This window comes from Akkermansia sp. 54_46, from assembly GCF_001917295.1.
GTDB classification, from domain to species: Bacteria; Verrucomicrobiota; Verrucomicrobiia; order Verrucomicrobiales; family Akkermansiaceae; genus Akkermansia; species Akkermansia muciniphila.
In genome coordinates this window covers 41386-54962 of record NZ_MNUD01000034.1, presented here as the reverse complement: position 1 = coordinate 54962, position 13577 = coordinate 41386, and the positions used below count along the sequence as shown (strand labels likewise).

Here is a 13577-nt window from a genome sequence, read left to right as displayed (position 1 = left end):
GAAAGAGCTTCTGCGGACACTGACGGAATATCACCATGGAAAAACATCATTTTATTTTTTTTATCAACAGGTTGGATAATTTCTGGACTCTTTTCGGTTTCCAGATTGACGCACCGCCGTCCTTGTGAGAAATTGACAAAAGCAATATGGATAACAACCGTACCTCTACCGTGCCGATCGTTCCCAAACAATACCGGCTGCCGTTCTTCATGCTGGTCTCCTGTTTTGCGCTGTGGGGCCTCCTGAACAACATGACGGACAACCTGGTTCCGGCATTCAGCAAAATATTCATGATCAATGCTTCGGAATCCGCCGGAGTTCAGATTTCCTTCTATGGGGCCTATGCGGTGCTTGCCATTTTCGCCTCCATCCTTCTGGAGGAATTTTCCTATAAGGCGGGCGTCCTCATCGGGCTGGGGCTCTACATGATCGGCGCGCTGTGCTACATTCCCGCCGCCATCGGGCAAAGTTTCGATATCTATCTGATGGCTATCTTCGTGCTGGCCGGAGGCCTCTCCATTTTGGAGACCACCTGCAACCCCTTCGTTCTCTCCATGGGGTCCCAGGAAACGAGCGTCCGCCGTCTGAACTTCGCCCAGGCCTTCAATCCCATAGGCTCCCTGACAGGTATTTTCCTGGCCAAATATTTCATTCTGGCACACTTGAACGATGCGGACATGGACACCCGCAAAGCCATGGACCCGGAACAACTGAACGCCATTGTCAGCGATGAACTTTTCTGGGTATGCGTTCCTTATGTGGGCCTGGTAGCCATCGCCGCCGTCATCTGGTTCTTTTTCTGCCGTTACAAATCCGACGATGAAAACGTACCCACCCGGGAAAACACACAGCCCCTTTCCTCTAAACTCGGCCGCCTGGGACTCTGCATCGCCCTGATTCTCATCCCCTTCCTGTTCCAGTACTATTCCGCTTTCGAATTCAGCATGGTGCAGCAAATCCTGATTATGATGATCGGGCCCATCGCCTTCCTGCTCATCATGCCGGACTACCGCTGCCAGCTTATGAAACTGGTGAAGCTTCCGCGCTACTTCTGCGGCGTGGCAGCCCAGTTTTTCTATGTAGGCGTGCAGATTGCCGTGTGGACGTGGACGATTAAATACATCATGTCCGTCTTCCCCGGAATGCAGGAAGCGGCGGCCTCCAACTACTATATCTTTTCCATCATCCTGTTCATCGCCTGCCGCGCCATCACTACGGCCCTGATGAAAAAATTTAACCCGGCCAACATGATGTCCCTTTTCGCCGTCGCCGGCATTCTCTGCTGCCTGGGCACCATCTATCTGCCCAGGGAAATCTCCGTCTGGACACTGGTCGGAATCTCCGGCTGCATGTCCCTGATGTTCCCCACTATTTACGGCATCGCCCTGCGCGGACTGGGGTCTGAAGTGAAACTGGGAGCTGCGGGCCTTATCATGGCCATTCTGGGCGGCGCAGTCATTACCCCGTACATGGGTTCCTGGATAGACAACACCACAGTAAAAAACCAGGTGGCCTATTTTGAATCCATCAACCGTCCTCTGATCGCGCAGGCGGAAGCTGCGGACGCTCGGAAATCCTTATCTGGAGCCATGCTGGCGCTGTACAGGATGTCAGAAGCCAGCCCTGCGGACGGAGAAGAACAAGCTAGGGCCGCCGGCAAATTCCAGAAAAACCTGGAAACCTTCTTTACCCTCCCCTCCTTGGAAGGGGACGCTTTTGAGCAGGCGGCCAAATCCCTGCCCGGCTGCTCCTCCCTCAAGCCTAGGGAACTGGCCGTTTTCAAAGCCAATCTGGAACGCCTCCCCGCTCCTGCCGGAAGAGAACAGCAAATTCAGCAATTCTCCCTGATTCCGGCGCTCTCCACGTTATCCGGAAACCAGGCGGAAGTGCTGGACAACCTCATCGCCCTGCCCCTGGACATGAAGCAATTCCAGACGGCCCAGGAAAACTTCGTGGAAAAAGCGGTGCGGTCATCCTTCTTTATTCCCATCATCTGCTTTGCCGTGGTATTAATTTACGGCTTCTTCTTCCGCAACACTCATCTGAAAAAGGAAGAGGAAGAAAAGCCTGCCCAGGCATGAACCAGCTTCACATCACCTACGCAAGATATGAAAACAGCATTACCAACCATCGGTATCCGCCCCACGATTGACGGTCGCCGCCTCGGCGTCCGGGAATCCCTGGAAGATCAAACCATGAACATGGCCAAGGCGGCCGCCGCCCTTATTGAGGCCAACATCCGCCACGCCTCCGGAGAACCCGTCAAATGCGTGATTGCGGACACCTGCATCGGCGGCCCGGCGGAAGCCGCCGCCTGCGCGGACAAATTCAAGGCCAACAACGTCGGCGTCTCCCTGGCCGTTACGCCCTGCTGGTGCTACGGCAGTGAAACATTTGACATGGATCCGTTCACTCCCAAGGCCATCTGGGGCTTCAACGGCACGGAACGCCCCGGTGCCGTGTATCTGGCCGCTGCGCTGGCCGGCCTGAACCAGAAAGGATTCCCGGCTTTCTCCATTTACGGAAAAGACGTGCAGGACGCCACGGATACTTCCATCCCGGAAGACGTAGCTGAAAAAATCCTGCGCTTCTGCCGCGCCGGCCTCGCCGTAGCCACCCTCCGCGGAAAAGGCTATCTTTCCATCGGCGGCTGCTCCATGGGCATTGCCGGTTCCATTGTGGACCAGTCTTTCTGGGAAAATTACCTGGGCATCCGCGTACAGGCCGTGGACATGACGGAAGTGCGCCGCCGCATGGACCAGAAAATTTATGACGAAGCGGAATTCGACCTCGCCATGCAATGGGCGGATTCCGTCTTTAAATTCGCCGAGGACAAAAACCGTCCGGACCTGAAGCTGGATGAAGCCGGACGCCGCAAAACCTTCAAGGAAAGCGTGCTGATGGCCATGATCTTCCGCGACATGATGCAGGGCAATCCCAAGCTCAAGAAAATCGACCGCGAAGAAGAATCCCTGGGTTACCAGGCCATTGCCGGCGGCTTCCAGGGCCAGCGCCACTGGACGGACTTCTACCCGAACGGAGACATCGCGGAAACCCTGCTTAACTCCACCTTTGACTGGAACGGCCCACGCGCCCCGCTTCCCTTCGCCACGGAAAATGACTCTCTCAACGGCGCCTGCCTCCTCTTCGGCTATCTGCTGACCGGACAGGCCAATGTCTTCGCGGACGTTCGCACCTACTGGAGCCCGGAAGCCGTAAAGCGCGTCACGGGTTATACGCTGGAAGGCCATGCCAAGGACGGCATCATCCACCTCATCAATTCCGGCTCCGCCGCCCTGGACGGCTGCATGGCCTGCACGGGCAAGGACGGACAGCCCGTCATGAAAAAACACTGGGACGTCACCCCGGACGATGCGAAAACCATGATGGAACAAGCCGTCTGGTGCCCGGCCAACCGGGAATACTTCCGCGGCGGCGGCTACTCCGTCCACTACGTCACCAGGGGCGGCGCTCCCGTCACCATGATGCGCCTGAACATCGTCAAGGGACTCGGCCCCGTCCTCATCGTGGCGGAAGGCTGGTCTGTTGATCTGCCTGCCGAGGTGCACAAGACCCTGGACGAACGTACTGACCCGGGCTGGCCGACCACCTGGTTCGCCCCGCGCCTGACCGGCAAGGGAGCCTTTACGGACGTGTACAGCGTCATGGCCAACATGGGAGCCAACCACGGAGCCTTTACTTACGGCCACATCGGCGCAGACATCCTTACGCTGGCCTCCATGCTGCGCATTCCCGTATACGCCCATAACATTCCGGATGACCAAATCTACCGCCCCTCTGCCTGGGGTCTCCACGGTACGGCGGATCCGGAAGGAGCTGATTTCCGGGCCTGCGCCAACTACGGGCCATTATACGGAAAATACTGAAAACGAAAGGCAACAGTTAATAGGTAATAGTAAACAGCTTCGGATAAAACATGGCAGAAAGCCCCGTTTCCGCGAAAAGCTTTTCTTTCGCGGTCCGCATTATTCAATGATGAAGGCACTTGAAAAAGCAGGACGTCGAGCGGGAATTGCTCAGCCAGCTCCTACGTTCCGGTGCGGGCATTGCCGCCAATTTATCCGAAGCTGTTTACGGGAGCCGCAGAAGGGACTTCTTTTCCAACCCCCACATCGCCCTGAAGGAATATTCCGGGACGCATGCACGGCCTAAACTGCTGCGCGCCACGGGAAGCCTGACGGAAACGGAATCTTCCTCTGTCAACCAGGACAGCACAGAAATCCCTAAAATGCTCATTTCTATTAACAAACCAACTCAACAAGCTCAGCCGGATTCCTATTAACTTTTCACTATTAAATCTTAACTCATGTACTCCCTCTGCTTGGACTGCGGCGCGACTAATGTGCGCGCCATGGTTGTGGATAAACAAGGCGCCATTGTGGGGAAGGCCTCACAGCCGAACGCCACGCTGCCCGGTGAGGAAAATCCGGAATTTCACGTCTGGGACGCCGACCGGATTTTCAGACAGCTCTCCGAATGTGCCGTGAAGGCCCTGGAAGGGCTAAATGCGGAACAGGTGACGGCCGTCACGATTACCACCTTCGGCGTGGACGGCACGCTGGTGGATGACGCCGGCAACCTGCTCTATCCTGTCATATCCTGGAAATGCCCCCGCACGGCGGAGGTCATGAAAAACATCGGCAAATATATCTCCCAGGAGGAACTTAACCGTATCTCCGGCGTGGGGGCCTTTGCTTTCAACACCATTTACAAACTCGTCTGGCTCAGGGAAAACCACCCGGAACTTCTGGAAAAAGCCCATGCGTGGCTCTTCATCTCCAACCTGCTGGCCTACAAGCTCACCGGCATCATGGCGACAGACCGGACCATGGCAGGGACCTCCCAGCTCACGGATCTGGAAACGGGAGATTTTTCCGAATTCATTTTGAACTGCCTCGGTTTGAGCCGCGGCCTCTTCCCCCCCATCGTGGATGCAGGGGAAACCATTGGCCTCCTTACGCCGGAAGCGGCAGACGCGATGAATCTCCCGGCCCTGGCGGGCATTCCCGTTATCTCCGCCGGGCACGACACCCAGTTCGCCATTTTCGGTTCCGGAGCAGACAAGAACCAGCCCGTCCTTTCCTCCGGAACATGGGAAATCCTGATGGCGCGCTCCGCACAGGCCAGGCTGGCCCGGGAAGATTATGAGGACGGCGCCACGGCGGAATTCGACGCGGAATCCGGCCTTCTTAACCCCGGGCTCCAATGGCTGGGCTCCGGCATTATCGAATGGGTGAAAGCAGCCTGCTTTCACGGGGAATCCTATGACACCATGGATGCGGAAGCGGCCGCCGTCCCACCCGGCTGCGACGGCGTGACAATGGTTCCGGACTTCCTGGCCTCCGGAGACCGGAAAGGCTCCATCAACGGACTGGTGCTGGGAAGAACACGCGGCCATATCTACCGCGCCGCCATGGAGGCTCTCACCTGGCGGCTGAAATCCCGCCTGCGCCGTTTGGAATCCGTGGGCGGCTTCAAAAGCGAATTCCTCATCCTAGTGGGCGGAGGCGCCAGAAACAGAGTTTGGACCCAGATGAGGGCGGACATTCTCCGTATTCCCGTCAAAGTCTCTGAAGTGTCAGAAAGTACGGTATTGGGCGCATCCATGTTTGCCTTTGCGGGCGCCGGGGTGTACTCTACGCCGGAGCAGGCCCGGGCCGCCTTCGGCATCACCTACCGGACATATATGCCGGGTTCCCAGGAAGCCGCCTACGAAAAGTTCAACCAATAACACGCTACTAAATATGTCAGAAGACTGGTCAATCTCCCCTCCCCTGCCGGACAAAGTGTTCCCATGGGAAAAATACAACCCCGTCACGCGGGAGGAAGTGAACGAATTCTTCCATTCCCCGGAAATTCTGGTCATCAAGGAACGCATGTGCGACATAGGGCGCCGCCTGTGGAACCGGGAATATGTGGACGGCAACGGGGGCAACATCTCCGTGCGCGTGGCTCAGAACCTGCTGCTCTGCTCCCCCACCCTGTGTTCCAAAGGCTTCATGACTGTGGAAGACATCTGCATGGTGGACATGGACGCGCGCCAGAAAGCGGGCATCCGCCCCTCCACCAGCGAGGTGAAAACGCACATTGCCATGATGAAATCCGTGGGCGTTAATGCCTGCATCCATGCCCATCCCCCGCACTGCAATGCCTTCCTGTTTGCCGGGCAGGTTCCCCCCTCCGGCATCAATCCGGAAGCGGATATCTTCCTGGGGCACATCCCGCTGGCCCCTTACGGAACGCCCGGCTCTCTGGAAACGGCCCGGGCCGTGGCGGAAGCAGCCAGACAATCCACCGTCGTTTTCATGGAAAACCACGGAGTCATTACCGGAGCACGTGACGTGGAAGAAGCGGAATGGTTCATGGAAAATGCGGATGCCTACTGCCGCATGGTGCTGATGGCCGGCCTGCACAAAGCACCTCTGAACCAGGTGGGGCCGGAAGGCGTGGCGGACTTCCTTGCCATTCGCAAATCCATCGGTTACGCCGTGCCGGACAACCAGCCCCTGTACAACACGGAAACCTACGCCGGGTACAAACTGGGAAAATCCGGAAAATAACGGAATTCACCGTTCTTCATTGGGGCGCCGTCGCATGCCGGGCGCCCTTTTTTGCGGCTTCCTCTCTGCTCCTTTCTTTCATAGGGTTCACACACGGACCAAATCGGGCTCCCTTCCTTTCCCATGGACTGTTTTGCCCGTCTCTCCTGCTATCTGCTTTACAGAATGGCCTCCTTATTTCCGAATCCATTGATTCCCATGATCCCCGGAAAAAGGAAAATACAGATTTTCAAAAAAAATTATCCGTATATTTCCCAAATGAGAACATACCCCCCTGCAGCCCGGAAACAAAATTGAAATATAATATCCCCTCATAGAGAGAAAAAATAACTAAGGGAATAAACGGTTCCACATAACTATGCAGGGGTTTCCTGACTTGTAAAAAACGGGATGTTGATAATCGCATTTCGAATCCGCTGTCAATCCTATTATTTTAGTAGGAAATATATTTTTTCATGCCGCCATGGAAACCGTATGATTTACATGAACGAAAATATATTGATGATAAAATAATTGTATTTCTTTTTCATGGCTCTCCGGCTACTGGCTGCCGCTGTTCTTCGGGGGAATGACGCGCGCCTGCCGTTTCCGGCAGGAACTATTTTGGAATAAGCGGGATATTTTCTAAAACTTTCTCTGTCAACGCGCCATTTAAACAGCGGATTCGAAATCCGTTACTTAGCGGCCTTCCCAATATTAACAATTCTTATTAAAAGATATGAGACTTACTCTTCCATGGCCGTTGCGCCGTTTTCTGCTGGGGGCGCTTCTGTGTTCCGTAACGATGGCGAGCGCCGCTTCCGGGGCGGAGTTCGTGGTGGACGCCTCCCAGGCAACCGACCCGTCCGGGAACGTGTACCGCACGCTTCAGGAATTGTCCTCTTCCGGGGCGCTGTCTTCCGGGGATACCGTTATCCTGTGCAATGATGATTCTTCTCTGACCTCAGCCCTGAAGGTAGCTGTCCATTTCCGTTCCAATGATCCGGAGGTGTCCCGCACCATTGACCTGGCCGGGCTGAGTTCGTCAGGTTTATATGATTATTCCCAATTTCCCACAGGAGAAAAATTGGAACTGAATTCCATCATCCTGTGTAATGCGAACACAGGAGTTTTCTTTATATCAACCAAATTAACGTCAATTTCTTCTGAGTACGGGGTAGTATTCGACTCCAATACTTCGGGGTATATTTATGGCGGGGCTATTTGTAACTTAATATACCCTATCAGCGTTGGAGCTGGAGCCGTGTTTACCGGCAACTATGCTTCCAGTAATTCAGGGAACGCCAGGGGCGGGGTATTTATCACAGCAACAATCGTGGTACTTTCACCATAGGGCCCAACCCCAGTTTCATCAAAAATTTTGTTTACTCCGGAAGTGCTGATGCTTATGGCGGTGTGATTTACAGCGATGGGGATATTTCTTTCAGCGATGGAGCTACGTTTATCAACAATTATGCCAAGACTTCCGGGGGAGCCATCACGATGGGAGGGAAATGCGACCTGCTCGCTCTGACGAAGGACGTGCTTTTCAGCGGCAACATGGTTGGGGGCGTCGTCATCGGCCAGTCCGACGATGGCTTCCCCGTGGTGGAAAACGGCATTGCGAATGCCATTGACATGAACGGTTCTTTGTTTTCTTCACTTTATACGCCCAATCTGACGCTTGCCGCGGAAGAGGGGATCGTCTTCAGCGGCGAACTCTACCAGGGAGAAGATACGCATCTTGCCGCCAGCCGGTACAACAACTTCTGCGCGGATACCACCCTCTATGGCGGCGTCCTCCTGCTGGAACACGATGTTGTCTTCGGCAGGAATCCTGAGGAAATAATGGATAAACGATACAACTCCTCCCTGACGGTGGAAAAGGGTGTGCTGGAAATCACCGGAGGAAGCACGGCCAACGCCTCCAGCTTCACCCTCTCCGGCCCTGGCGCCGTCCTGCGCCCCGGGGAGAGCGCCTTCATCAACACCCACAACGCCGACCTCTCCCACGGCTTCACCTTCGATATGCGCTACCAGCTCCAGGCCGGGCCGGCCTTCGGCCCGGGCCTGATGCTCTCCGCTCTGGAAACCTTCACGGCCGGGGGATACATCGGCGTGGCGGACACGGAAGCCAACGCTCCCTGGTTCTACGCGGACCGCTCCTGGAAGCAGGACCGCGTCTTCCACGTGCTGACGGATGTGCAGCACATCCATGAGGAGGACTTTGACGGGGCCGTTACACGGGAACCTGGAGCCACCGGTGGACGGACGCCGACGGAGACGGCTACGCCGAACAGCTCCAGCTGGTCTGGAAGGCGGACGGAACCCCCATCAGCCGCGTTGACCCGGAACTGGCCGGGGAACTGGCCGTCAACTCCCTCTGGAGCTCGGCGTCCAACGCGGCGGCCCTGGGCGGCAATGTCCTCTCCCGTCTGAGCGTGCCGCGCCTGACCGACAGGCATGCCCGCAACCTGTGGGGCATGGGGCTGGGCGACTTCGCCCGGCAGCGCAGCCGGGGAGGCGTGGACGGCTACGACTACAACGGAGGCGGCTACTCCGTGGGGGCGGACAGCGGCATGGGAGGGGAGGACGAGGGCATCTGGGGGATCGCCTTCGGGCAGCTCTGCGGCCATGCCAGAAGCCGGGATTTCCAGGGGCGCAACACGCAGGACACCCGGATGGGCTCCCTGTACTGGGGACGCCTGATGGAAGAAAGCAATAGGGCGTACTGGATCTTCAAGGGAAGCCTCACGTGGGCGGAAACGCGCAACAACATGACCAGCCGCCTGAGCGGGGCGCCGGCCTCCACGGGCAAATGGAACAACGAGACGTGGCTGGCGCAGGCGGAAGTGTCCCGGACGGCGGGCTGTGCGAGAGGGTGGAGGCTGACGCCGTTCGTGAGGATGGAATTCACGTATGGCCGGCAGGACGCCTTCCGGGAACAGGGAGGGTATGGCCGTGACTTCGGAGGGGCGGCGCTGAAGCACCTGTCCATTCCCGTGGGCCTGGAAATAGGCAGGACGGACGAATGGAAGGGGAGGCCGTGGGCGCAGTCGCTGCGCGTGTCCTATGTGGGGGACGTGCTGAGGGACGTGCCGGAAGCAACGGTGTACAGCCCGTACAGCGACATGGGCTGGAGAGGAAGGGCGGTGAGCCCGGAACGGCACGGCCTGCGCGCGGAGTACAACACGTTCCTGCAGTGCAATGAGCGCTGGAGCGTGTACGGGGGCTACGGGCTGGAAGTGAGGGGAAGCTCCTGCTACCACCGCGTGAACGCAGGGGTGTCCAGGAGTTTCTAGAATATTTCTTCAGTAACAACCTGAAGTCATCAAGGAAGTAAGGAGGGGGCGTTTTCCGCGCAGGCCGCGGAAGGCGCCCCCTCTGATTATTTGTGGCTCATCGGAACGATGATGATGTCCTGCCGGCGCCGCATGCGCTCAAATGGAGGTGGAGGGCAGTCAGTCAGACCAGGAAGCCCGGACAATTCTGGACCTGAGTGCCCCGGAGATATTCCTACCAGCTCCGGGTTCCGGTCCGTGAGGCAGAGTGCCGGGGTTCCGAGGGCGTTCCTGCGGCGTAAGCTGCATCCGCATGGCTCTCCTGAGTCATGCCGGGAGGCAGGAAAGGCCTTCGTTTGACGAAGGACAAAGCGTCTCTTTTCATGCTCCTTTTGCCATGCTCTACCTCTTCCGCGTGGAAACCGACGCAGGGGGAACAGGAGCTTTCCCCCCGGAAAACGGAGCGAAATTCCAGGAAACATTGCTCAAAGGCCCCGTTCCCCGCACTTGAAACAGCCCTCCGGCCAACAGGAAAACCGGGGAAGTAATAAACCCCGGCAAACCGCGAAGCCCCAGCTTGAAATCTGAATTGACCTGCAAATCGGAAAGGCGTATCCAGCCTCCCCCCTCCAGAGACATGTTGCTTCCCTGGGCCACGAAATTACTGGTGCGCACATAACCCTTCTCAATGGAAAAATCGCAATCGGCCCTGGATATCTTGTAATTAATCAGATGCCCCAGTCCAGGAATGTAATTAGAGAGGGCTTCCCCCAAAAATCCGAACAGGGGAATTTCCACCAGGTCGCCATGCACCAGGGCAGCCTCCCCCTTCGCCTGAATAGAATTCATATTGCCGCCCTTGGATGAAAACTCAATGGCTCCGTGCACAGTGGCTTTCTCCATTTTTTTGTCATAGGATTTCCCGATAGACGTCAAATTCATGTCCTGGAGGACAAAAGAACCGTTCAGGGCATCCCCATCGTCAATCTGCGCCAGAACGCGGCCCGTGAAGGTTCCGTCCCAGATGGTTCCCATCATCTTGTCCACAACCACCCATTGCGGGGAAATCAACACTTCCCCCTTTGTCCTTCCGAGATCCAGCGTGGTTCCCAGCAGGGGATAGCGCACGCGCCCGGCGGAAGCGTCAAAGCGGATGCGCCCCTTCATCAGCTTCATGTCATCCCCCATCGGAAACATGCCACCGCCGGAAAGCGTTACGGGCCGGGTAAAGACAAACTCCTTCAAAACCCTGGCGGCACTATCAGAAAACATCCGCAGGGTATAGCCGGGATAGGCCTGTCCTTCCAGGCCAAGCACTTCCACCGTATCCTGCACAAAACGGAAATCTATGCTCTTGGCCTTGAGCGTGCATTCCGAAGGACCTCCGGACAATCCGGCGGAAGACAGGTAATTTCCGTTGGAAACCACAGTCGTCACATTGGTCAGCACCAGTTGGTCTGTCACCAGATGGGCATCCGCCCGGGCGGACTTCAAGTCCACCCCCCTGTAGCGCGTGTTGGTTGCAGAAATAGTAGCCTGCAAGTCGTAAGCCTTTTCCAGATTGTACAAACCCAACGTTCCCTGGAAGGAAAACTCTAGGCCGGAATCCTTGCGGAAGACAAAGCGGTTCATGAAAAAGTCGTCATCCTCCATGCTCAACAATTGGTCTATCGTTTGCAGCGGAACTGTGGACTGCCCCATCACAAACATCTGACCGTCCAGAAAACCGTTGGCGAACAATTCAAAGACACCCTTTTCCATTTCCACCCGGCAGTTTTGCACAAAAAGCTGGTTGGGACGGTATTCCGCTTCCACATTCGCCATTTTGACAGGAACCTTGTTCCAGGCAAGATTCTCCGCATGGATGCGTGCTCGGACCAGAGTCGGCTCCACAGGCTTGCCCTCCGGAATATCCAGCCTGCCGTGTACCCATAAAACCGCTTTTTCCGGAAGCTGCAAATGTTCAGGGACAGAAAACCAATTTCCAGCCAGAGTCTCCAGCAGTTCAGGTTTCAGATTAGATTCCAGCGTAAAAACAAGGTCGGTGCCCAGATAGCTTCCTTCCAGCTTCACCCGGCCGTCATCCCGCACCAAATCCAATTGGGTGACATTAACGGAACGGCCAATCAATTCCGCCCTGGCCGCAGCGGAAACGAATTCCACTCCCTGGTAAAAGACATCCGTCACGGAAGCCTCAATCTGGAGGCGGTCCACCTGGAACGGCCCTTTCCAACCCTTTCCCATATCCACGGAACCGTACACCTTCAATTCCGGGTCTCCCCTGATTTCCAGCGCTGGCGGCAGCTTCGCATCCTCCGGGGCAATGGAACGGGCCATCCCCAACATCGCCTTCATTGGCAGCGTGCTGTGAACGTCTATCTTAATCTCTCCGTCCACTCCCATTACCTTGCCGGAAAAGCTGCCTCCGGGATGCCTTATATCCAGATCAGTTACATAAAAATTACCGTTTTCATAACTGAAATCGCAGGAGGCCCTCTGGAATTTTTCCCCAAGCACGGAAAATGCACCCATGGACCCGGAACCTAAAGCATTCAAATGTTCCACGCCCTCCCAATTTTCCGAAAAAACCGCACGACCGGATAGCTGTACATGCGGCTCGCTCAGAAACTTCATTTCCTTCGGCACCAGAGCTTCATCAACAATAGCCACCGCCCAGGAGACCAGCGGAGCCGTACTGCGGACATCCCAGATCAGCGTGCGCTTTTTCAAATCGGCCTGAAGGGAAAGGCTGACGAAACCGGCCGTTTCCGCATCCCGCATGGTAAAGCGTTTGGCCATGATAACGGAATCTGCGTAATCCCCATTGAACAGGAAATCCCTGACCATGATTTTTCCGTACCTGAGAAAAGGCGCCTGCAAATCCATGCCTATGCGCACGCCGCCTTTCGGATCGTCGCTTAAATTGACAATCAGGCGGGGAGGAGATGCATCAGGCCACTTCACCCGGTCCATGTAATTCAGGACCTGATTCAACTGCTCTCTGACGGCGGCCATGTCCTGAGCCGTCAGCGTAAAGTCTCCGGAATCATCCTGACCAATGGGAAATGCCCCCTGGGCCGTCACCCGGATGCCCTGCACAACGGCATCTGCCTTGACGATGTCCACCATGCCGGGCCGCCCCAGATTCAATTCCGCGTTCACCCCCGTTACGGAAAAAACTTTTTCCAGATTCCCCGCATCTACGGGCAGAGTGACGTTCATCCCCTTCACATTCACCCGCTCCGGCACTACTTGTCCTTCTATCAGTTTTTTCCAATTCAGCGCCACATCCGCCTCATGCAGCAGAACTATGGGCCGGCGAATTTCCGGCATGGCCTCCGGATCCAGCAATTCCACATTTTTCAGTGTCACGACGGCACGGGGCCACAAAGTAACTTTCAGCGTCTCTATATGGGAGGGAATGCCCTTTTCCAGAAGAGCCTTCTCCACCCGCTGCACAACGAAGGATGGCACCCCCCAGATGGAGATGTAGCATATGCAGCCCAGCAGCAACGCCCCCAGCAAAATAATCACCGTGGGAATCAGTCCCTTGATCCATCTCATAAATGTCCGCTGAGCCATAAGCCTTGTCTTCTTTGCACGGGTACTGCAACACGCTACCCTAAAAGAAGAGACATTGCACCACCAATTTGTGTTGCCGATTTGTTTTACGGTTCTGGAAATAATGTCACTCGCCTTGAACAACCCCGAGTTGCAGCCGGTCAAACATTCTGCA

The 13577-nt window shown here is 56.1% G+C and carries 8 protein-coding genes and 1 pseudogene; 8 read left to right on the top strand and 1 reads right to left on the bottom strand.

What is annotated here, in order from left to right; translation table 11 throughout:
* Nucleotides 1-146: 146 nt before the first annotated feature.
* The 8 genes and pseudogenes from BHW66_RS08810 to BHW66_RS08775 all read left to right on the top strand — a co-directional run.
* A pseudogene (locus BHW66_RS08810) lies at nucleotides 147-1490 on the top strand (sugar MFS transporter); the annotation flags it as partial.
* 618 nt (nucleotides 1491-2108) lie between these two features.
* Nucleotides 2109-3887, top strand: a complete 1779-nt coding sequence (locus tag BHW66_RS08805) for an L-fucose isomerase (protein WP_065529157.1) — start codon at nucleotides 2109-2111, stop codon at nucleotides 3885-3887.
* A gap of 119 nt (nucleotides 3888-4006) precedes the next feature.
* Nucleotides 4007-4303, top strand: coding sequence for a four helix bundle protein (locus BHW66_RS08800; protein WP_102758399.1), 297 nt, complete (start codon nucleotides 4007-4009; stop codon nucleotides 4301-4303).
* 24 nt (nucleotides 4304-4327) lie between these two features.
* Nucleotides 4328-5752: an L-fuculokinase gene (fucK, locus tag BHW66_RS08795; RefSeq protein WP_102758398.1), complete on the top strand. Its 1425-nt coding sequence runs from the start codon at nucleotides 4328-4330 to the stop codon at nucleotides 5750-5752.
* Between the two features lie 13 nt (nucleotides 5753-5765).
* The gene (locus BHW66_RS08790) at nucleotides 5766-6581 is read left to right on the top strand and encodes a class II aldolase/adducin family protein (protein WP_031931298.1); all 816 of its coding nucleotides are present in this window, start codon (nucleotides 5766-5768) and stop codon (nucleotides 6579-6581) included.
* Nucleotides 6582-7299: 718 nt separating this feature from the next.
* A complete protein-coding gene (locus tag BHW66_RS08785) occupies nucleotides 7300-7914 on the top strand; it encodes a hypothetical protein (RefSeq protein ID WP_146018686.1) in 615 nt (204 codons plus the stop codon).
* Nucleotides 7915-7976: 62 nt separating this feature from the next.
* Nucleotides 7977-8999, top strand: coding sequence for a hypothetical protein (locus tag BHW66_RS08780; protein ID WP_286689012.1), 1023 nt, complete (start codon nucleotides 7977-7979; stop codon nucleotides 8997-8999).
* 2 nt (nucleotides 9000-9001) lie between these two features.
* Complete coding sequence (locus BHW66_RS08775) at nucleotides 9002-9862, top strand: autotransporter outer membrane beta-barrel domain-containing protein (protein WP_286689011.1); 861 nt, start codon at nucleotides 9002-9004, stop codon at nucleotides 9860-9862.
* 381 nt (nucleotides 9863-10243) lie between these two features.
* Here BHW66_RS08775 and BHW66_RS08770 read toward each other — a convergent pair whose 3' ends face one another.
* Nucleotides 10244-13405 (bottom strand): AsmA-like C-terminal region-containing protein, encoded by a 3162-nt coding sequence (locus BHW66_RS08770; RefSeq protein WP_180975767.1) that lies wholly within the window; start codon nucleotides 13403-13405, stop codon nucleotides 10244-10246.
* Nucleotides 13406-13577 lie beyond the last annotated feature (172 nt).